Annotated in this window: 16 protein-coding genes; 7 read left to right on the top strand and 9 right to left on the bottom strand. The window is 75.0% G+C overall.

Annotated features, from left to right (window positions below; genetic code table 11):
- Positions 1-155 precede the first annotated feature (155 nt).
- On the bottom strand, positions 156-656 hold the full coding sequence (locus tag MXD62_RS23850) for a pyridoxamine 5'-phosphate oxidase family protein (RefSeq protein ID WP_020459813.1): 501 nt from the start codon (positions 654-656) through the stop codon (positions 156-158).
- A 603-nt stretch (positions 657-1,259) separates the two neighbouring features.
- Complete coding sequence (locus MXD62_RS23845; protein ID WP_248831688.1) at positions 1,260-3,695, bottom strand: hypothetical protein; 2,436 nt, start codon at positions 3,693-3,695, stop codon at positions 1,260-1,262.
- A 19-nt stretch (positions 3,696-3,714) separates the two neighbouring features.
- On the opposite strand from MXD62_RS23845, the gene MXD62_RS23840 reads away from it, so the two are divergent.
- The gene (locus MXD62_RS23840) at positions 3,715-4,677 is read left to right on the top strand and encodes a hypothetical protein (protein ID WP_248831687.1); all 963 of its coding nucleotides are present in this window, start codon (positions 3,715-3,717) and stop codon (positions 4,675-4,677) included.
- A 122-nt stretch (positions 4,678-4,799) separates the two neighbouring features.
- The gene (locus MXD62_RS23835) at positions 4,800-5,732 is read left to right on the top strand and encodes a hypothetical protein (protein ID WP_248831686.1); all 933 of its coding nucleotides are present in this window, start codon (positions 4,800-4,802) and stop codon (positions 5,730-5,732) included.
- 534 nt (positions 5,733-6,266) lie between these two features.
- Here MXD62_RS23835 and MXD62_RS23830 read toward each other — a convergent pair.
- Both MXD62_RS23830 and MXD62_RS23825 read right to left on the bottom strand, forming a co-directional pair.
- A complete protein-coding gene (locus tag MXD62_RS23830) occupies positions 6,267-6,902 on the bottom strand; it encodes a response regulator transcription factor (protein ID WP_020459817.1) in 636 nt (211 codons plus the stop codon).
- Positions 6,903-7,384: 482 nt separating this feature from the next.
- Positions 7,385-8,665, bottom strand: a complete 1,281-nt coding sequence (locus tag MXD62_RS23825) for an aminotransferase class V-fold PLP-dependent enzyme (protein ID WP_248831685.1) — start codon at positions 8,663-8,665, stop codon at positions 7,385-7,387.
- Between the two features lie 113 nt (positions 8,666-8,778).
- On the opposite strand from MXD62_RS23825, the gene MXD62_RS23820 reads away from it, so the two are divergent.
- Positions 8,779-9,789 carry a 2-dehydropantoate 2-reductase gene (locus tag MXD62_RS23820; RefSeq protein ID WP_248831684.1) on the top strand — a complete coding sequence of 337 codons (1,011 nt, stop codon included), beginning with the start codon at positions 8,779-8,781 and terminating at the stop codon, positions 9,787-9,789.
- 3 nt (positions 9,790-9,792) lie between these two features.
- Here MXD62_RS23820 and MXD62_RS23815 read toward each other — a convergent pair whose 3' ends face one another.
- Both MXD62_RS23815 and MXD62_RS23810 read right to left on the bottom strand, forming a co-directional pair.
- On the bottom strand, positions 9,793-11,076 hold the full coding sequence (locus MXD62_RS23815) for an L-2-hydroxyglutarate oxidase (RefSeq protein WP_248831683.1): 1,284 nt from the start codon (positions 11,074-11,076) through the stop codon (positions 9,793-9,795).
- A 73-nt stretch (positions 11,077-11,149) separates the two neighbouring features.
- Positions 11,150-13,039 carry a glycoside hydrolase family 15 protein gene (locus MXD62_RS23810; RefSeq protein ID WP_112104868.1) on the bottom strand — a complete coding sequence of 630 codons (1,890 nt, stop codon included), beginning with the start codon at positions 13,037-13,039 and terminating at the stop codon, positions 11,150-11,152.
- Between the two features lie 159 nt (positions 13,040-13,198).
- Here MXD62_RS23810 and MXD62_RS23805 point away from each other — a divergent pair, with 159 nt between their 5' ends.
- A complete protein-coding gene (locus MXD62_RS23805) occupies positions 13,199-13,600 on the top strand; it encodes a hypothetical protein (protein WP_248831682.1) in 402 nt (133 codons plus the stop codon).
- Here MXD62_RS23805 and MXD62_RS23800 read toward each other — a convergent pair.
- Positions 13,584-14,162, bottom strand: a complete 579-nt coding sequence (locus tag MXD62_RS23800; protein WP_248831681.1) for a PGPGW domain-containing protein — start codon at positions 14,160-14,162, stop codon at positions 13,584-13,586. The genes MXD62_RS23805 and MXD62_RS23800 overlap by 17 nt on opposite strands.
- Before the next feature lie 611 nt (positions 14,163-14,773).
- Between MXD62_RS23800 and MXD62_RS23795 the strand changes: the two genes are divergently transcribed.
- The 3 genes from MXD62_RS23795 to fabI all read left to right on the top strand — a co-directional run bounded on the left by MXD62_RS23795 (position 14,774) and on the right by fabI (position 17,371).
- Positions 14,774-15,256 carry a cation:proton antiporter regulatory subunit gene (locus MXD62_RS23795; RefSeq protein WP_248831718.1) on the top strand — a complete coding sequence of 161 codons (483 nt, stop codon included), beginning with the start codon at positions 14,774-14,776 and terminating at the stop codon, positions 15,254-15,256.
- A 24-nt stretch (positions 15,257-15,280) separates the two neighbouring features.
- The gene (locus MXD62_RS23790; RefSeq protein WP_248831680.1) at positions 15,281-16,495 is read left to right on the top strand and encodes a cation:proton antiporter; all 1,215 of its coding nucleotides are present in this window, start codon (positions 15,281-15,283) and stop codon (positions 16,493-16,495) included.
- A 102-nt stretch (positions 16,496-16,597) separates the two neighbouring features.
- On the top strand, positions 16,598-17,371 hold the full coding sequence (gene fabI, locus MXD62_RS23785) for an enoyl-ACP reductase FabI (RefSeq protein ID WP_020459827.1): 774 nt from the start codon (positions 16,598-16,600) through the stop codon (positions 17,369-17,371).
- Between the two features lie 232 nt (positions 17,372-17,603).
- Here the strand turns inward: fabI and MXD62_RS23780 are convergent, their stop codons facing one another.
- Together MXD62_RS23780 and MXD62_RS23775 are read right to left on the bottom strand one after the other, a co-directional pair.
- Positions 17,604-18,335, bottom strand: coding sequence for a DUF5701 family protein (locus tag MXD62_RS23780; protein WP_248831679.1), 732 nt, complete (start codon positions 18,333-18,335; stop codon positions 17,604-17,606).
- A 226-nt stretch (positions 18,336-18,561) separates the two neighbouring features.
- Positions 18,562-20,826, bottom strand: a 2,265-nt coding sequence (locus MXD62_RS23775; protein WP_248831678.1) for a pyruvate dehydrogenase, incomplete at its 5' end; no start/stop codon positions are given.

Genomic DNA, 20,826 nt, shown 5'->3' with positions numbered 1-20,826 from the left:
CCCCATTTCCCGTGCTGCACCTTCGGTGCCGGGCACGACGACAACTGCTGAGCGGCGAGCTTGCGGCCGCGGGCCGCCGCGGTGCGGGACGAGCCGTGGTCGGGGACGAGTTGCCGTCCGGGACGAGCCGCCGGCTGGGACGAGCCGCCGTCCGGTCAGCCCGCCCGGGCGAAGTCGATGACGCGCCGGGGGTCGTCCGGATGGTTGATCTCGTCGAAGAGGATCCAGCGGTCGACCCGGATCTCGTAGAGCCGGTGGGCGTTACCGTCCGCCAGCATCATCTCCACGTTCGCCAGCTCGCTGCCCTGTGGCCACCGCCCGTGATAGATCGGCAGCAGTGCGTCGGCCTCCGCCACCGGTACCTCCTCCGCGGTACCGGCGAAGCTCACGCCCTGGACCTCCTGGCCCAGCCCGTCGAGCTCGATGGTGACGATCGCGCCGGCCACCCGGCGATCGGCTCTGATGTTCCTGCAGTGGGTGCGGTCGGGCCTGGAGATGAAGAACAGACGGTCCGGTTCGAACGAGCTCGCGTACCAGAGGTTGCAGACGGCGGGCTCGCCGTCACCCGCCAACGTCGCGATCTGCATCACTTTGCCGTCGCGGACGTAGTTCCGGGTCACGGACAGGTCCGTCGAGACGGCCTTGGACGTCGACACGGGAATCCTCCCAATCATCGGGTGTGGGCCGTGCAGCGTGAACAGCGTGCCCGGCTGGTGGGCGGCCGGTGGCTCCGCCGGCTGCCGGACGCCCGGTCACGGTTCTGAAAAATGCCCTCGATCGTCATTTCGCGGGGGGAGGAACGATCGACCCGGCGCTTTGCGTGGAGCGCGCCGACCAGTACCGGTATCGCGTGAGGGGTTCTCCCCCCGATACCCGGTCGGGACGCGGTTCGCGGATCGAAAGCAGGATTCAGAACAGGCTCCTGAGGAACTGGGAGCTCGGGCGCGTCGGCCACGCCTGTCGCCTGGCAGGGACACACTGTGCGGGTATGGTAGCCGAGGCCTGAGTGACACTGCTGTGTGTAATAGGTCCTGTGCGTCAGGCCGTGTGGCCGTGCCAGCGGTGACGCCGCGTTCCCGCCCCGCGCCGCCCGCTCCGGCGGAAAGCCTGTGTACGGGCACGGGCGCGGGCACGGAAGTGGGTCGACGCGCGGGCGCGGGGTTGTTCCGCGCGAGCCCATCCGTTAGCGTCGGCGCGCGCGACCAGCGGCTCCACGACGGCGCCGTCCGGGCGCGACCGCGAACCACGTCCCCGGCGTGTCATCCGTGCCGCTTCGCGCGGGTCGATTCGACCGGCCCCGCCCTCGCATGCCTGGGCGAAGTAGGACGATTCACCCGGGCCGCCTTCCGTCGGTCAGAGCACGGACGGATACCGTCGCCCCGGTTCGCCGGTAGTCCGTCAGGGCACCGGATGGAAGCGCTGCGCGTCAGGAGTGAGTGCATGGCCGACCAGGGCGACCCGGCCGAGAAGCCGGTGCCCGCCGCGGAGCCGCCGGGTGAGCGTGGCCGATCCGGCGGTCCCCGCCCGGGCGGCCCGCCCGCGTTCGCTTCCGCTCCAGCCCCCGACCGCCAACCGGCCGACCGCGGACGCGCCGAGGGCCCGGCTGACCGCCGGCCCGCCGACCGCGGACCGGGATCCGGCGATCGGCGCCCCCCTGCACCGGGGCGTGACTCGGCGCCGGAGCGCGGCGGACGGCCGGGAGCCGCACCGACGCCTCCGGCGAACCCGTCCCGCCCGGTGGCGCCGACCCGCCCCGGTGTGCGCCCACCACCTCGCGACGGGACGTCCGCCCGCGGTGGGACGCAGCCGGCATCGCCCCAGGCGGCACCGCCGGCACGGCCAGGCACGCCCGAGAAGCCATCGGCACCCGGTAGCCCGGCACCCACCACACACGCGGGACCCGCGGCGCCGGTCAGGCCCGCGATGCCTCCTCCTCCGCCAAGACCACCCGCGCGCCCGCCTTCGTCCGGGCCCGCCGGCCAGGGCACGGCGGCGCGGCCAGCGGCTGGCACGAAACCGTCCGGCCCGGCCACGCCTGCCACGTCGGCAGCCTCGTCGGCGTCGGCCACATCAGCGTCGCCGCCGGCCAGGCCTGCGGCCACGACGCCGGCGACGCCGCACGCCGCGACGAAGCCGCCCACCACGTCCGCGGGCCAGGAGAAGTCGCGGGCGTCCGCCAAGCCGGCCGCACCGGAACCGACGTCGAAGAATCCACGACCACAGAGCGCAGGGCCACAAGGCGCAGGGCCACAAGGCGCAGGGACGCAGGGCGCAGGGACGCAAAGCCCGGCGTCGCAGAGCCCGGGGCCGCAGAATGCGGCGCCGGCGAACCCAGGATCGATTCGGCCGCCGGGTTCCGGGAAGCCGGCGACGCCGGCCTCGGCGCCGAGCACTGGGAGGCCGTCCTCGGCGTCGAAGCCCGGCTCGCCCGCGCCGCCCTCCTCCGGCACCTCGCCGTCTTCTGGCACCACGCCGTCCTCCGGTTCCGCGGCGCCCGGCTCCGCGCGGTCCGCGTGGCCCTCGCCGCTGCGGCCGGCGTCCCCGGCGGCGGGATCGGTGAACCGCCCCGAGACGTTGCGTCCCCCTCCCGCTCCGGCGACGGGTGCCGGCCGCGGGCAGCCCGGCTCCGGCCCGGAATCACCCCCGGCGCGGGACGCCCTGCGTCCGTACCAGGGACAGCCGGCACCGGCTGCCCGCCGGGCCCCGGCGGTTCCGCGGAACACCGGGACGGGTGCGCCGAACCAGCCGGCACAGCCGGGCGGGCAGCCCGGCGTGGCTCCGGACCGCTCGAGTCCGCCCGGTGCCAGGGAACCATCGGCCCGCGCCGCGGCGGGGACGTCCGCGCCTTCGACGGACCAGACGACCCCGTCGGCGCCGGCGGACCGGGCCACCGGCGGGCCGGACGAGGACCAGCGTCCCCGGCCGCTGTTCGCTCCGCGCCCGTCCGCTACAACGCCGTCGTCCCGATCGCTTCGACCGACGCCACCGACGCCACCGACGCCACCCACCCCGCCGACACCGCCGGCCACGCCGCCGACCCCGCCGACGCCTCCCGCGCCGCCCACTCCGCCGACGCCGCCCGTCCCGCCAGCCCGGCCCACCGGGCCGCCCACATGGCACACGGCGCCGGGGAGCCAGGCGCGGTCGGCTGATCCGTCCGCGCGTTCGGGCTCGCCGGCCTCTCCGGTGGCGCCGACGTGGCGGTCCAGCCCGGCGCCGGCCCGGACGTCGGGCGAGGACCGCCCGACGTGGTTCGAGCGGGCGTCGGCGGGCGCGACGGATTCCCCCGAGGCGGCCGGTGGCGGTTCCGACCAGCCCGCGGCGCCGCTCGGGGACCGGCGGCCATCGACATCCTCGGCATCGACAGGCACGGCGTCGGGCGCGGCGCCGTCCACTGCCGTGCCCTCCTCGCCGGCCGCGCCGCCAAAGTCCGCCACGTCGCAGTCCGCCACGTCGCAGAGCGCGGCGCCGTCACAGTCGGTCGCGTCGCGGTCCGCGGCACCATCGCGGTCCGAGGCAGCCGCGGCGCCCGCCGGTGCGCCCGAGTCGGCCAGGTCGACCGGGACCGCGCGGTCCGCCGGATCGGGCGGTGGCGGTGCGCGGTCCGCTCGCGCGACATCCGCGACGCCGACGGCGAAGCCCACCCACAAGGAACCGTCCACGACCGCCCGCGAGGCCCTCGATCCGCCGACCATGCGGGTGGACCTGCGCCGCATGGCCGGCCGGCGGCCCACATCGGGGCCGGACGCGGAGTCGAGCGCCCCTGCCGTGCCCGAGCAGCAGACGGGCGGGCGGACGTTCGACGCGGACCCGGGCATCCCGCCGGACTCGCCCCCCACCACGGGCTTCGTGCGTCCCGCGACCGGCCGCGGCGCCGAGCCGGCGACCCGGCGGCGCCAGGATCGACCGGCGCCGGGCACGGCTGCGCCGGGCACGGCCGACCCGGGGCGGCCCGCGGAGCCGGAACGACCGGACGATCCCGGCCGGTCCGCCGATCCGGCGTGGACACCCGACGCCGCGCCGCATCGGACCTCGGACACGACCGGGCGCGGGCAGCCGTCCGCGGGGGAGCGCGCGGCGACCGATCGGCAACGACCGGCGGAGCCCCGGCCGGCGGCCCCGAGCCCCGGCCCGGCCGCGGACTCCGGCCCGGCGGTGGATCCGGTGGAGGATCTGGGGAACCGTGCCGGGCAGACCCGCCGCGAGCACCGCACCGCCGCCGCGCCGATGGCGGTGCGCGGTCGCCGGGACATGGCCCTCCTCGCGCTCGGCGGGGCGGTGGCGGCGGTGGCCGCCTTCCTCCCCTGGAGCACGTTGACGAGCGGGGACGAGACCCGCACGTTCACCGGAATCACCGTCGGTGACGGGCGCCTGACGCTCGTCACCGGGCTGGTGATGGCCCTGATCGGCCTGGCGTCGCTGCGCGGCCGTGGCCGCCGGGCGGGCGGGGCCGGGCCGGCCGGACCGGAGGCCGATCTCCTCGTCGCGAGGGCGTCGGCGCTGCTGCTCGTGATCGTCTCCGGGTTCGATCTCGCGCTGGGACCGCCGTCCCTGTCGTCCTTTCGGGCCATCTCCGCCGATGTGATAGCCGTCCGGCCGCAGATCGGCGTGGTCGTGACTCTGGTGGCTGGGCTCGTGGCGCTGGTCGCGGTGGCGCGCCCGCGGTCCGGGCGGTAGCGGCCCAGCTGACCGGCCATGCGCGGCCGGCGGCGGCGCCGTTGCGCCCGCCGAGGAGACCACGTCGTCCGCGACCGGAACTCGAACATGTGTTCTATCGTAAGTGACATGGAGAACGTGAGGTGCCCAGCGGGCCGTGTGCCGTTGCGATGGGCGGCATGCGGCCGCTGTCCGCGCGTGGTACCACCGTCACGGGGCGCGGGGAGGCCGCGCCCACCCGCCGGCCCGACCGGCACCAGGGCTTCGGTGGTGGACGGCGGGAGGACCGGGTGGGCGAGCATCGGCAGCGGAGCCCGTGGGCCCGTCCGTCCGGCGGCGAGAACGTCACGCCGGACGACAGATCACGGGTCGACGCGGGCCTGGCGGCCTGGCGGGCCGCGGCAGAGGCCACCGCCGATCCCCGCTGGGGCAGGCCGTCGGCCGAGCCGGAGGCTGGGCGAGCCGTGGTGGTCTGGGGCCGGTGGGCCGCGGGTGAGACATCGCCAGGCGTCCCGGCGAGCAACGGCGCCGAGACCGTCCCTCGGGCCGCTGACGTCGTGGACGCCGCCTGGCCGGGAGCGTCCGGCCCGGGGCCGGCGGGCCCGGGGGCTGCCCCGGCGCGCTCACTGCGGCGCCTGCTGGCGATCCTCTGCCCGCCGCTGGTGGTCCTGGCCGGGGGCGCGGCGGTCATCGGCTCGACGATGACGTGGGCCACGGTGCGCGCGTTCGGCATCGTGGAGTTCGCCATCCACGGCACGGATCCCGACCAGCACGGCCAGCTCACGATGGTGCTCGGGATCCTCGCGATGGTGGCGGGCCTGCTGCTGGCGGGGCGGCGTGTCGACTGGGGCCGCATGCTCGCCGTGATCGCGGGCCTCATGCTGATCCTCACGGCCGTCGTCGACGTCGCCCGCTTCCGTCGAGGCGGCCTGCTCTCCGGGACGGGGTTCGACGCAACTACCGACCTCGGTCCCGGCCTGTGGGTGATCAGCTTCAGCGGGGTGGTGCTGGTCCTCGTCGGTGTGCTCGTGCGCTACACCCCACTGGCCCGCCCGGCGGCGGTCACGGAGGACTGACCGCCCCAGCGGCGGTTGCCGACGGTATGCGGGCGCGGTCCATGCCGCCGCGCGGCTGCGGGTTCACCCCAGCTGGCTGACCCCCGTACGGGGGTCAGCCCGAGGATGTCTTTGGGGTCATGACGGAATAGCCCCGTCTCGGCAGACTCTGTGACGGCACAGCGGGTGACGGGGGGTGGGACGTTCGGACCGGGGGGCCGGCGTCCGATCACACCCGCTGGCCCGAAGCGCGCGTTCCATCGGGCAGGGACGGCGCGAGGCATGCGCCGGACGCGGGGATCCGGCGTGCGCCGGGCAGTGGGCACCGGCCGCCCGGGCCGGTGCCCACTGCGCCCGGCCCACAGGTGCACGGGCCCGTCCTGCCGGTGGGGCTGTGGGGTCGTTGGCGGCAGGGTGCTCCCTGCGTGGCACAGGGCGCGTCGGGATGGGGTGGCGTCGTGTCGGCGCTCGGAGGGAGACCGTCTGGTCGAGCGATTCGTCGCGAGTGCGCTGGGATGCGAGTGGTCTGAGGGCGCGGCACGTGGGCGGCTCCGGTCAGTCGAGGTGACCGTCCTCCTTCGCGCGTTTGTAGAGATCGATCTTGGTGTCGGCGTGGCGGCCGGCTTTGCGGTACTTCACCCGCACCCGCTCGATGTACTGCTTCGCGGTCTCCGGGGAGACGGTCATCTTGCGGGCGACGGTCTTGAGCGGCATACCGGTCGCGTAGAGGCGCAGGGCCTCCAGCTCCTTGAGCGACAGCGTCGGCCGGTCGGGCGCCTCGTCGGTCAGGAGCATGAACGCCAGCTGGGGTGAGACCCAGCCGGTCCCCGCCCCGGCCGCGCGGATCGCGGTGGCCAGCTCGCCGACGTCGTCGGTCTTGGTGACGAAGCCAACGGCGCCCGCGCGCATCGCGCCGCGGACGGCCTTGGGGTCGCCGAGCGCGCTGAAGACGATCACCGAGGCACCGATGCCGGTGAGTTTCCGGATGTTGTCGGGTGCCTCCGAGCCGTCGCCGAGGTCGAGGTCGAGCAGGACGACGTCCGCCTTTCGGCCCGGGCCGGCCAGCAGCTCGGCGATCGACGTCGCCGTGGCCAGAAGGGTGAGGCCGTCGAGCCCTTCGATGACGTCGGCGAGGCCGCGGAGCACGATGGGGTGGTCGTCGACAGCGGCGACCGAGATGAGCCTGCTCACCGCGCGGTCGACTCCCGCTGTGTTGCGCTGTGGGTCACGTCGCTCCCGTTCTGCCCGCCGTCGGGCATACGCGTGACGTGTCCGTCCCCCCACCGGAACGCCACCGGACACCTTGCCTGCAACGCAGCTATTTCAGCAGACCGGCACCTGGCGTTACCAACAGGTTCCCGGACGCATCAGGTCCGACGGGCATTCCGGTCCAGTTCGGTGACCGACCGTGCCGTCCGCGACCGGACGGTGGCGGGTCTCGGGGCGGGCGCCGCACCGGAGAAGCAGCGCTGGGCCGATCATTGCCGTCGCACCTACCAGCCGATCTTACGGGTGGCTCGAATTCGACTACGGACCGTGGGTGGCGAGCGTTGCGGTAGCTGTCGGTGGCCGCCAGCACAGTCCGTCATCGTCGTTACCATGTGATCGCTGACGGTGTCCGTCTCGGTGGGTCGGCGGGCGTTGTCGGCTGACGGGCTGCCGGCGGCGGCCCGTCACGGCCCCGGGCGGCCCCACCTGTCGAGGGCCTCGGCGAGCTGCTCGATCTCCGCGGGGCTGCTGTAGACGTGCGTGCTCGCCCGCAGCACCGGTGCGGTCAGCTCGGGTGCCCGGCCGGCCGGGATCGGGCTGGTCAGGATCCGGGCCTCGACGTACAGCGCCCGGCAGACCGCCAGCGGATCGACACCGGCCGGTGGGCGCAGGGTCACGATGCCGGTGGGGGAGTCGGCCTCCTCGCCGAGGCGCCAGCCGGCGACTCCGTCGAGGGTGCGGCGCGCGTGCCGGGCGAGGGCGGTGATCCGGTCACGCATCGCGCCGAGGTCCTCGGCCAGCAGCTCGGTCAGCGCGGTGGCCAGCCCGACCCGGCTCGCCACCGCCGCCTCGCCGACCGCCATCCGGGACGGGCCCGGCAGCGGTCGCGCGGGCAGCGCGGGATGGGCCCGCAGGTCGTGGGGGTGGGCCGAGTGGAGGCTGGGCGCCCCGGGGCCGAGGCGGTCGACGACGTCCGGGCGCACCGCGGTGAAGCCCGCGCCGCGGGGGCCACACAGCCACTTGCGTGAGGTACCGACGTAGGCGGCCGCCCCGATGCCGGCGAGGTCGACCTGGCCGAGCGACTGGGCCACGTCGAGGATCAGGTCGACGCCCGCGGCGGCGCAGCGGGCCGCCACCTCCGCCGCGGGCTGCGCGACGCCGCGCTGGCTCGGGACGTGCGGGAACGTCACCAGGGCGAGGTCCTCGAGGCGGGCCGGGCCGGGCGCGCGGTCGAGGCGGTCGAGGTCGATGCGGCCCAGCGGGTCCACCGGGAGCTCGACCAGCTCCAGGCCGTCGCGGGCCGCGCGGGTCGCCAGCAGCAGCAGGTTCGACCCGTACTCCCCGGGCACGACGCCGACGCGGGAACCGGGGGGCAGTGGCCAGGCGGCCAGGAGCGCGGCGAATCCGGCGCTGGCGGAATGCTGGAAGACCACGTCGTCGGCGGTGAGCCCGGGGTCCAGCAGCGTCGCGAGCCGGGCCCGCGCGCCGGCGAGGACCTCCGCGGCCTCCATCTCGGCGATGTAGGCGCCCACCAGGTTCTCCTGGCGCAGGTGGTCGGTCTGGTCGGTGACGGTCGCGATGCTCGGCCGGGCGGCCGCGGCGGCGTCCAGGTGGACGACGCCCGCCCGCGCCCGCGCCGCGCGCCAGCGACGGCCGATCTCGGGTTCCGGAACGACGACGTGCCCGCGGCTCAGGCGGGCCCGGTCGGCATCGAGGGCGGGGATCGTCCTCCGGAGCGGTTCCATGTGGTCAGCGTCGCAGCTGCCCGGCCGGGCCGGGGCCGGATCCGGCCGCCGGGCACCGGACGGGTGAGCCCCGACCGGTCGGCGGACCCGCGAGATGGTGGCAGGCTCTGCGCATGGACGTCGTGCCCGCGCGGGACGCCGCGGTGCTCCAGGGGCGGGTGCTCCCGCCCGGCCCGTCCGGTACGCGTGGCGCGGCGGCGGCGGGGCGGCGCCGGGTCGCGGTCGTCGGTGCCGGCGCGGTGGGCGGGTACTTCGCCGCGCGCGCGGCCGAGGCCGGTGCCGAGGTGCTCCTCTGTGTGCGCGGCGGCGGCTTCGACCGCCTGCGCATCGTCCGGGCCGGCCCCGCGGCCGGCGGAGGCGTCACCGAGCTGCGGCTGCCGGTGGTTCGCGACCCCGCCGATCTCGGCGGGCCGGTGGACTGGATCGTGCTGGCCACGAAGGCCCATCAGACCCCGGCCGCGATGGGATGGCTGCGTGCCGGCCTGGGAGCAGGGACCGGAGTGGTGGTCGCGCAGAACGGGATCGACCACGCCGAGCGGGTCAGCCCACCCGTCCCGCGTGACGCCGTCCTGCCGGCGGTGGTGTACCTCAACGCCGAGCTGGAGCGACCGGGTGTGGTCCGGCATCTGGCCTACGGGGTGCTGCAGGTGCCCGACGGCCCGCTGGGCGAGCGCTTCGCCGGGGTGCTGCCGCCCGGCGACGTCCGGCTCGTCCCCGACTTCGCCACGGCCGCCTGGTCGAAGCTGCTCAGCAACAGCGCGGCGAACTCGCTGACGGCGCTGACGGCACGCGGTCTCGAGGTGCTCGCCCGCCCGGATGTCGGCGAGCTCGCGCTGGCGGTCATGCGGGAGACCGCCTCGGTGGCCCGGGCCGCCGGCGCGCGCATAGCCGCGGACGCCCCGGAGCGCACGCTCGCCCGGCTGGGCCACCAGCCGCCCGGCGCGGGGACGTCCATGCTGCGTGACCGGCTGGCGGGCCGCCCGCTGGAGCACGACGCACTGCTCGGAGCGGTCGTCCGGACGGGCGGGCGGCTCGGGGTGCCCACGCCGACCTGCGCCGTGCTGCTCCCCGTGCTCGCCGCCCTCAGCGCCAGCCCCGCCGTGGGACCGGGTGGGACGCCCTGACGGTCAGGACGTGCGTTCGGGTACCGCGTCGGCGACGATGTGCTCCGCGATCGCCAGCGACGCGGTCGCACCCGGGGACGGGGCGTTGCGCACGTGGACGACCCGTCCGCGCACGGCGAGGACGAAGTCGTCGACCAGGCTGCCGTCCCGCGCGACCGCCTGGGCCCGCACTCCCGCCGGGCCCCGCACGACGTCCGCGGTGCGCAGTTCGGGGACGTAGCGCCGGGCCTCGGCGACGAACGCGCGCCTGCTGGCGGTGCGCAGTATCTCCTTGGCGCCGGTGCGCCAGTGCGTCTTCGCCATCTTCTGGAAGCCCGGCCAGGACAGGGTCTGCCGCAGGTCACCCCGGTCGACGGTGCCCACCGTGTAGCCCTCGCGGGCGGTGGCGAGCACGGCGTTGGGGCCGACGAGGATCTCCCCGTCCACCCGCTTGGTGAGGTGGATGCCCAGGAACGGGTAGCGCGGGTCGGGCACCGGGTAGATCAGGCCACGGACGAGGTCGCGCCGCTCGGGGCGCAGCAGCCAGTAGTCGCCGCGGAACGGGATGATCCGCGGCGAGCTGTCCTCTCCGGTGAGCGCGGCGACCTCGTCGGAGTGCAGGCCGGCGCAGGAGATCAGCCGGTCGAACGGGCCGACCGACTCCGACACCACCCGGACCGTCCCGCCGTCGACCGCCGCCGTGTGGTGGTTCCCGTTCGGCGCGACCGGCGCGGAGCCGCGCACCCGCAGCCGCAGCCGGACGCCCGCCGGGCCGTCGTCCACGCCGATCACCTCGGCGCCGGTGCGCACCGCGCCGCCCGCGTCCAGGATGTCCGCGCGCAGCGCCCGGGCGACGGCCGGGTAGTCCACGATCGCCGTGGTCGGGGAGTGCAGCGCGGCGACCCCGCGGGCGTGCGGCTCGATCGTGCGCAGCTCGGTGGCGTCGAGCATGCGGGTGTCGGGCACGCCGTTGGCCGTCGCCCGCCGCGCGATGTCGTCGAGCCGGCCCAGCTCGCTGTCGTCGACGGCCACGACGACCTTGCCGCACTCCTCGTAGCGGATGCCGCGGGCCTCGCAGTACTCGCGCAGCAGGCCGACGCCGCGGCGGCACAGCGTCGCCTTCAGCGAGCCCGGCTTGTAGTAGAGGCCCGCGTGAACGACGCCGCTGTTGCGCCCCGTCTGGTGCTGGGCGACGTCATGCTCCTTCTCGAACACGGTGACCGTCGATCCGGGCACGACCTGCCCGAGCCTGCGTGCCACCGCGAGCCCGAGGATCCCGCCGCCGATGACCGCGATCCGCTCCGCCACCCGTGCCCCGCCTCCACTCGTCGACCTGCGCTCCAGTATCCCGGTCCACCGTCCGTGACCGGTGCCCGCCCGGTCAGCCGAAGAAGTGGCCCGGCGGGTGCGCGCGGTCGGTGCGCGAGCGTGGCCGGCCGCGCAGCGCGTCGGTGAGCGTGCGCGCGGTGTTGACCAACGGGACGTGGCTGAACGCCTGCGGGAAGTTGCCGGTCATCCGGCCCAGCCGCGGGTCGTACTCCTCGGCCAGCAGCCCGACGTCGTTGCGCAGCGCCAGCAGCCGCTCGAACAGCTCCTGAGCCTCGTGCACCCGCCCGGACAGCGCGTAGTTGTCCGCCAGCCAGAAGGTGCAGGCGAGGAAGGCACCCTCCCCGGCCGGCAGGCCGTCGACGGCGCCGTCCTCGGCCGTCGGGTAGCGCATGACGAAGCCGTCCTCCATCAGCTCGCGCTCGATGGCGGCGACGGTGCCGACGACCCGCGGGTCGGTCGCCGGCAGGAAGCCGACGAGTGACATGTAGAGCAGGGCCGCGTCGAGCTCCTTCGAGCCGTAGAACTGGGTGAACGTGTTGCGGTCGGAGTCGAACCCGCGGGCGCACACCTCGTGGTGGATCTCGTCCCGCAGCGCCGACCACCGCTCGACCGGGCCGGGTAGCCCGGACTCCACGATCCCCCGGACGGCCCGGTCGGCGGCCACCCAGGCCATGACCTTCGAGTGGACGAAGTGCCGCCGCGGCCCGCGGACCTCCCAGATGCCCTCGTCGGCCTTGCGCCACCCGGTCTCGAGGAAGTCCATGAGCTTGGTCTGCAGCTGCCATGAGCCGTCCCGGCCGTCGTCCTCGGAGGAGTGGATCCCCGCGAGGAAACCGTCACGGGCCGAGCCGGGACGCCGGTTCGCCACCGCGACGCGGGCCACGTGCAGGGCGTCGAGGACCTCCCCGTAGACGTCGAGCTGGAACTGGTCGACGGCGGCGTTTCCCACCCGGACGGGGGAGGAGTTCTCGTAGCCCGGCAGCCACGGGACCTCGTACTCGGGCAGCCGCCGCTCCCCGGCCACGCCGTACATGATCTGCACCCGGGACGGGTCGCCGGCCACGGCGCGCAGCAGCCACTCCCGCCAGGCCGTCGCCTCGCTGGTGAAGCCGGCGTCGAGCAGCGCCAGCAGGGTGATCGTGGCGTCGCGCAGCCAGCAGTAGCGGTAGTCCCAGTTGCGGACGCCGCCGATGTGCTCGGGCAGCGAGGTGGTGACCGCGGCGACGATGCCGCCCGTCGGGGCGTAGGTGAGCGCCTTCAGGGTGATCAGCGACCGGCGGACCGCCGGCTGCCACTGGCCGTCGTAGGTGCAGCCGGCCATCCAGTCCGACCACCACGCCTCGGTCTGCGAGATCATCCGCCGGACATCCTGCGGGGCCGGCGCTGGTTCGTGCGAGGGCCGCCAGGTGAGCGAGAACGGGACGGACTGCCCGGCCGAGACGCTGAACTCCGCGTAGGTGGCCATGTCGTGCCCCTCCATCGGGGCGGTGGTCCACAGCGTCACCGAGTCGGGGCCGGCGATCGCGGCGACCGAGTGCTCGTCGAGCCGGCGCACCCACGGCACGATCGAGCCGTAGTCGAACCGGAAGCGGGTCTCCGACCGGAGCCGGACGGTGCCCTGCAGGCACTCCACCAGCCGCAGGACTACGTGCGCCCCCGCTCGGGGGAACATCGCGTCCACGATCCGGACGGTGCCCGACGCGGTGGTCATGTCGGTCTCGAGCACCAGGGTGTCGCCGCGGTAGCGGCGGCTCACCCCGATCACCGGCTCGACCGGCGCGATCTTCCAGTGACCGGACTCGTTGTCCCCGAGCAGCGCGGCGAAGCAGGCCGGGGAGTCGAACCGAGGCAGGCACAGCCAGTCGATCGAGCCGTCGCGGGAGACCAGCGCCGCCGAGTGAGTGTCTCCTATCAGCGCGTAATCCTCGATCAGGGATGGCACGTTCTCTCCTAGTTACCAGGGCCGGCTACCGTGCTGTGCCGCACAAGGTCGTTCACCTTACGGACCCGTCCGGCGGAATACGTTGAGGGTCCCGGTGTACGCCGCTCCGTGGCGCCCGCCGGACCAGATTTCGTGCCCCGCTGTGACAGGAATCGCCTGATGACGACGTCCGCCCCCCCGCACTGGATCCGCCAGACGATCGGGTACCTGACCGATCCGCGGCGCCGAGCGGCGGTGGTCCTGGGCGGGCTGGCGACGGTCGGGCTGATCGTGTTCGGCGTGTACGCGGTGATCGACGGCCCGCCGCCCAGGGTCGAGGCGGTGGTGGTCTTCGACCCCGAAGCGACGGCCGCGGAGAAGGACGCGGTCCGCGCCGCCTGCCCCACCGTCGGGGGAGCGCTTCAGGAACCGCGTGACACGAACAACCTCGCGACCAGCCGGGCCTACCCGCTGCGCTACGACATCTCGCAGGCGTCCTCGGCCGACCGGGCGGCGATCTACAAGTGCGTGCAGGGCCAGCCGAAGGTGGTCGGCATCAGCGAGTTCACGCAGGGCCAGTAGCCCGCTGCCGGCTCGTCTCGGCGGGCGCGGAGTTCACGCCGTGCTCGGGCTTCCCGCCGTGCTGGAACTCCCCGTCCTGCTCGGACTCCCCGTCCTGCTCGAGCTTCTCGGCGTGCTCACGCTGCTCGATCAGCTCGGCCGGTGTCGGCAGCCCGGCCTCGCGGGCCTGCCGGGCCTGCCAGAGGCTCACGAACATCGTCGAGAGCACCACCAGCCCGGAGAAGATCAGGCTGCCGCCCGACCACGGCGACGACGCGGGCAGCGTGTCGACGACGATCCAGACGATGCCGGCGGCGATCATCCCGATGCCGAACACGACGGTGAACGCCGTCGACCACGCGTTGGCGGCGGCCTGGTCGGCCAGGTCGGCGGCCTTCTGTCGGGCCTGCTCGAAGCGGTGCCGGGCCCACTCGTACTCCAGGCTCAGGATGAAGAACCCGAGCGCGACCACCAGGAAACCGGGACCGGGCAGCGCGAGCATCGCCACGCCGAGGCCGAGCACCCCCAGCCCCAGGATCGTGAGGGCGACTCGCCGGGCCAGCCGTGCGCTTCGATTGAGCACGATGCCGTCTTCCCGGCCCGCAACCGGGCCTGCGTCGTGGGCCCGCGGAGCGGGGCCTGTCTCGGAGCCTGTCCGGGCGCCTGGTCCTGCGCGTGGCACGGTGCCGCCGGCGGCCCACGTCCTCCGCACGTGCAACGGCCCGCTGTGCGAACGGCGTTCCCGCTGACTGCCGCGCGAACCCGCCGCCCGCTTTCGGACGGCCCGTCCGGGCGGTGCCGGGGCGCGCTGTCGGGGCGCGCCGCCTGGGCGCGCCGCCGGACGGCGGGACACCGGGTTCCGACCACGTTCACCCGCAGCTTGCGTCTACCTGCAGTTTGCGCCACCTTGTGGCCCCACGGGCGGCACAAGGGCTGTCGACATCACGTCACCGGTCCGGTCGACCGGGGCGGACCGGGGCGGGGCGGGCGGTGCCGGTCCGCGGGTATGCCGGGTGCCCGGATCGGACGGACCAGGGCCGATCGGTCCCCGGCGGGCTACTGTGACGATCGGAAGCGGGACCGGCGGCGGGCCCGGCGGGCGGCGGGGGCGCGTCAGTGCCCGACCGGGTGTCCCGGGCCCGGTCGGCGTCCTCCCGGAACGACGCGTCAGTGCTGACGGAGGCTCAGGAAGAAGTGGACGTCGAGGAGACCCCGCTGCCCGGGATCGGGCTGCGGCACGACTTCAGTACCCGCTCGGGCCGCCGGCTCGGCGTGGTGAGCCGCCACGACGGACGTCGTGACCTGGTCATCTACGATGCGGAGGATCCGGACGCATCCCGCGAGTCGATAACACTTACCCCGGAGGAGGGGGACGTGCTCTCCGAGCTGCTCGGCGCTCCGCACATCGTGGAGAAGCTCGCCGACCTCTCGCGCGCGTTCGCCGGGCTCGTCGGCGAGCAACTCGAGATAACCGCGGGCTCCCCGTACGCGAACCGCACACTCGGCGACACCCAGGCGCGTACCCGCACCGGCGCGTCCATCGTCGCCGTCGTCCGCGACCACGAGGTCCTCGCCTCGCCGCGGCCGGACTTCCAGTTCCACCCCGGGGATGTCGTGGTCGTCGTCGGCACCCCGGAGAACACCGCGGCCGTCGCCCAGCTCCTGCGCACGGGCTGACGGGGAACGGGCGACCGACGACACGTGCACGACACGGCGACGACCTTCCTCGAGCTGGGTGCCGTCCTGTTCGTCCTGGGGGTGCTAGGCCACTTCGCGTTGCGGGTCGGTATCTCACCGATCCCGCTGTACCTCATCGGTGGTCTCGCCTTCGGGCACGGCGGTGTCCTGCCACTGGGCGCCAGCGAGGACTTCATCGAGATCGGCGCCGAGATCGGTGTCATCCTCCTGCTGCTGACACTCGGCCTGGAGTACACCGCCGAGGAACTCCTGCACGGCCTGCGAAAACAGGCGCCCGCCGGGGTGCTCGACCTGACGCTCAACGCCGCCCCCGGCGTGGCGGCCGCGTTCCTGCTCGGCTGGGGGCCGCTGGCGGCGGTGGTCATGGGCGGCGTCACCGCGATCTCCTCGTCCGGGATCATCGCCAAGGTCCTGGGGGACCTGGGCCGCATCGGTAACCGGGAGACCCCGGTCGTGCTGTCGGTGCTCGTGCTCGAGGACCTCGCGATGGCCGTCTACCTGCCGGTGGTCACCGCGCTGCTGGCCCATCACACCGTCGCCCGGGGCTCGCTGACCGTCGCGGTGGCGCTGGGTGCGCTCGTCGCCGTCCTGTACGTCGCGCTGCGGCACAGCGACAAGGTCACCCTGCTCGTCTTCAGCCCGACCGCGGACCGCAACGACGAGGTCCTGCTGCTGCGGTCGCTGGGGCTGACCCTGCTCGTCGCCGGTGTCGCCCAGCGCATGCAGGTCTCCGCCGCGGTCGGCGCGTTCCTGGTCGGCATCGCGCTGTCCGGGCCGGTCGCGGAGAGCGCGCACGAGGTGCTGACGCCGCTGCGCGACCTGTTCGCCGCCGTGTTCTTCGTGTTCTTCGGCTTGCAGACCGATCCGGTCGAGATCCCGCCCGTGTTGCTCGCCGCGTCCCTGCTCGCGCTCGCCGGCGTGGCGACGAAGATCGTGACCGGATGGTGGGCCGCGCGGCGCGCGGGCATCGCGACGATGGGCCGCTACCGCGCCGGCGCCGCGCTGGTCGCCCGCGGCGAGTTCTCGATCGTCATCGCCGGGCTGGCGGTCGCCGCCGGAGTGAACCCGCAGCTCGGGCCGCTGGCCGCGTGCTACGTCCTGCTGATGGCGGTACTCGGCCCGCTGGCGGCGCGGTTCGTCGAACCGGTCGTGCGAACGATCCGCCGCTGGTCACAGGCCCGCAGGCCATCGGATCCCGCCACCGCGCGCGGCGCGTGACCGCCCTGCCGCGGGCCGTGTGACCCGCGGCAGGGTGCCGGCGCGCGAATCTCGGCCGGGCTGGCGGGATTCACCCGGCGATGTTTGGCAGGATGACGCTCCATGAGCGGACTTCTCGAAGGCAAGCGCGTTCTCGTCACCGGCGTCCTGACCGAGGCGTCCATCGCGTTCAGTGTTGCCCGCATCGCCCAGGAGCAGGGTGCCTCCGTGGTGCTCACCGGGTTTGGCCGCGGCCTGTCCCTCACCCGCCGGATCGCGCGCCGCCTACCCACCGAGCCGCCGGTCGTCGAGCTCGACGTGACTGACGAGGAGCATCTCGCCGAGCTCTCCGCGAAGGTCCTCGAGCACGTCGACGGCCTCGACGGGGTGATGCACGCGATCGGGTTCGCGCCGGAATCGGTGCTGGGCGGCAAGCCGTTCGTCGAGGCGGCCTGGTCGGAGGTCGGTACCGCGCTTCAGGTCTCCACCTGGTCGCTCGCGTCCCTGACCCGCGCGACCATGCCGCTGTTCGGCGAGCGCGCCAGCATCGTCGGCCTGGACTTCGACGCCTCGGTCGCCTGGCCGTCCTACGACTGGATGGGGGTCGCCAAGGCGGGGCTCGCCTCCGCCGCCCGCTACCTGGCCCGGGACCTCGGCCCCAGCGGAGTGCGGGTGAACCTGGTCGCTGCCGGCCCGCTGCGCACGATGGCGGCCAAGAGCATCCCCGGGTTCAGCAAGTTCGAGGAGGTCTGGGGCACCCGGGCACCGCTCGGCTGGGACATCGCGGACACCACGCCCGCGGCGCGCGCCTGCGTCGCCCTCCTCTCGGACTGGTTCCCCGCGACGACGGGCGAGATCGTGCACGTCGACGGCGGCTTCCACGCGGTCGGCGCCTGACCTCCGGACGGCGTCCCACGCAGCCCTGGCCGGCTCCTGAAACCACAGCCCGGCCGCGGGGCCTTGAAACCGCGGCCCGGCGGTGGGGCATCGGAATTCCGCCAGTTCAGTCATCTCCTCGCTACCTCGCCTCCTCGCCCTTTTGTGGCGGTCTCGCCGTTTCGGAGCGGATTCGGGGTCTGGGGCTCCGGAAAGGACGAGGAGCCGAGGAAAGGGCGAGGAGGGGCGAGGGTCAGCGGGCGGCGTGGCGGGTGGCGGCGGAGGCGGTGCCCAGCCAGGTGTGCGGGTTGCCCTCCCAGCACCAGCCCAGCTTCGGTGCCCGGCCCGAGATCCACATCGCCGGCACGCGGCGGTCGCCCCGGCGTGATCCGGACAGCATGAAGCAGTTGTTCTTCTCCAGCGCCTCGGGGAAGTGGGTGACCACCGCGATCCCCTCGTGGATCGTCAGCGGCGAGCGCCCGCGCTCGAGGATCGGTGGCAGCGCGTCCGCGGGCCGGATGCCGCGGAACTCCTCCCCGCGCTCGACGTCGGTGAGCAGGTACACACCCGCGTGGGGCACGTTCAGCTCCGGCAGCGGCCGGTAGGGCGCGAGGCCCTCCTCGCCGTGGTTGCGGTCGACGGTCCCGGTGTCGGCGCGGCCGGCGAGCGTGAGCAGCGGCACGATCTCCTCCGCCCGGACGAGCTCCCCCGACACAACCAGGACGAAGGGCATCCACGACCGGGTCGCGGGCCGGAACGGGCCGGGCACGGCGGCGTGGGCGACCATCCGCAGCGGCTCGCAGAGCGCCTCGAAGTCGGCCGGAGACATCCCCGCCAGCTCGGGGTACCCCAACCGCACCAGGCCGGCTACCTGCCTGTTGAACGCCCGGTCGAGTGGATCGGCCCAGCCACCGCTTCCTTCCGTGATCGGGTCGACCTCGTCGGTTCGCACGGCGGTGCTCAACGTCGCGGTGCGGCTCGCCATGCGGCATCCCCTCGGCTTTCGGTGGGTGGCTTTCGGTGGGTTCGGTGGTGGTGTGCGACCCCGTTTCCCGGCACCAGTCCTGGCGCCGGATCTCGGACGTCCCACCCTCAACGCCGAGCGTTCCCAACGGGTTCCGGACGCTGTCGGGACGGGCCGGCCGGGTCGAGCCAGTCGATCCGGGTGTCCTTCCCGACGGCTGACGCGTCCCGGCCCGGCAGGCGGCGGCTCAGTACGCGGCGGCCTCGTCGATCAGGTCGAGCGCGGCTCCGACGATGGTCGCGGTGTCCACCGGGGCGCCCGCGCCGCCGGCGCCGCCGGCGGCGGAACCACCGGGGGAGCGGGGATCGGCCGGCGCGCTCGGGACCTGCGCGGTCTGGCCCGGGGTGGTCGGGATCGGGGCGGCCGAGCCGAGTGTCGTGACGTGCTCGCCGTGCACACCGGCGAGGAAACCCAGCGCCCGCGCGTCGCCGTCGACCACGGTCAGCAGGGGGCCGCGGCGGTTCGGCGGGAACAGCTCATCGAGGACGGCGTCGTCGCCGTCGGCGAGTCCGCGCCGGGCCTGCAGCGCGTCGAAGAGCAGGTCCGGGGACGTCACGCAGACCACGCCGATCTCCCGGCGTAGCCCGGAGCTCAGCTCGTCGGCGGCCCGCAGCACCTCCGGCATGACGGCGCCCATCCCGACCAGGGTGAGCGGCGCGGACGGCTCGCCCGGGCGCAGCCGGTACCCGCCGGCCAGCACCGCCGCGCGCCGCCGCCACCAGCCGGCGGCGTCGCCGGGCAGCCCGGCGAGCCGCTGGTCGACGGGCCGCGCGCTCAGCCGGATCAGGCTGGACGCGCCGTCGACGCGCCCGAGCCGGCGCAGCGCCTCGAGCAGGCACCAGACCAGGTCCTGCGCGAAGGCCGGCTCCCAGCAGGCGATACCCGGGACGCCGATCGCGCCGTGGCGCCACCCGCCCGGGCGGACCGGGTCTACACCGGTGTCCGCGACGGTCAGCAGGGAGCGTCCGTCGGCCGCCCCGCCGGCGGCCCATCCGGGCAGTACCCGGGTGACCGACATCTCGTCGCTCACCCCGATGGGCAGCAGCGGAAGACCCAGCCGGCTCCACGCCACGCCGAGCGAGGCCAGCACCCCACCGAACGCGCTGGCGGACAGGCCGCCGGCCACATGCCGCCCGCCGCCGGAACGAGCCCCCTCCGGCCCCGGCCCCGCAGGGCCTGGTTGTCCCGCCGGCCCTGGGAGCCCCGCCGGTTCGGGCGAACGGGCGGGGCCAGCCGGTTCGGCGGGGCGGGTACCCGCCGGGCGGCCGAGGACGGGGGCGCCCCGGACGGGTTCCGCACCGCTGTGGGCCGCACCGCCGCGGGCGGCCTCGATCCACCCGGTGAGCACCCGGTCGGCGTCGCGGGTCGAGATCGTCACGACGGCCGCCGCGGCCTCCGGGGCGAGCGAGGGCAGGTCCCGCAGGGTGGCACCGAAGGCCTCCTGCGTCGACCACCAGCCGGTCGGCGGGCGGCCGGCGTCGACCGGCACCGCAGGTGCCGCGCCGAGCGACTGCGGGGCGCGGTCGAGGTAGGCCGCCACGTGCTGGGCGAGCCGGCCCGCCGGCAGTGCCACGGGCAGTGCCGCGGGCAGTGCCGCGGACGGCCGCCCCGGCGCCACGGCCCCAGGCCCCGGCCCCGCCGGCACCAGCGCGGCCGAGGGTGCCGCGGGTAGCGGTGCCGCGGTGGGCGGTGGTGCGGTGGGCGGTGGTGCCGGGGCGGTGTCCGGCGCGGCCGGGCGGGCGGGCGCGGGCAGTGGGCCGGTGTAGGCGAACAGGACGGTCGGTCGCCCGGCCTCGACCTCGTCGAACGCGTCGATGATCAGCGCGAGGTCGTGGCCGCCCAGATCGCGCAGCGCATCGTGGATCTGCTCGTCGCTCAGTCCGTCGAGCAGCCGGTCGACACCGGCCCCGGAGGCTCCCGGACCGGCGAGCCGGCGCCGCAGCTCGGTCCCGTCCAGTTGGAGCAGAGTGAGGTACTCGGCGGGCGACATCGCGTCCAGCCGGGCCCGCAGCGCCGCGCCGCCGGGGGCCCGGAACAGGGCGGCGAGCCGGCGGCCGTAGCGCAGGGTCAGCACCTGCCAGCCGGCGGCCTCGAACATCCGCGCCGCCCGGGCCGGCCCGCCGACGCCACCGGGCGGCCCGCCCGGGCCGGGGCCGGCTGGCGTCCCCGGCGCACCGGAGTCGGCCGGCGCGCCGCCGGTCACCAGGACCACCCAGAACAGCTCGCCCAGGTGGGAGACCCGCTCGTCGGTCACGGCCTCCCAGACCGCGGAGTCACGCAGCTCCGCGAAATCGATCAGGCAGATCTGACGGCCGCTCGGGGCACGGTCGAAGCGCTCACCCGCGAAGCGGCTGGCCAGCGCCGACCAGATGGTCCCGTTCGGCCCGACGTTGCCGGCCCCGGTCACGCGCGGTGGCCGCCGGGTGGACGGCGCCGCCGCGGCGGCGCCGTC

The sequence above is a fragment of the Frankia sp. Mgl5 genome, assembly GCF_023242985.1.
In the GTDB taxonomy this organism is placed as follows: domain Bacteria; phylum Actinomycetota; class Actinomycetes; order Frankiales; family Frankiaceae; genus Parafrankia; species Parafrankia soli.
Note: the sequence above shows the minus strand (reverse complement) of the source record. Positions and strands in the feature narration are given on the sequence as shown.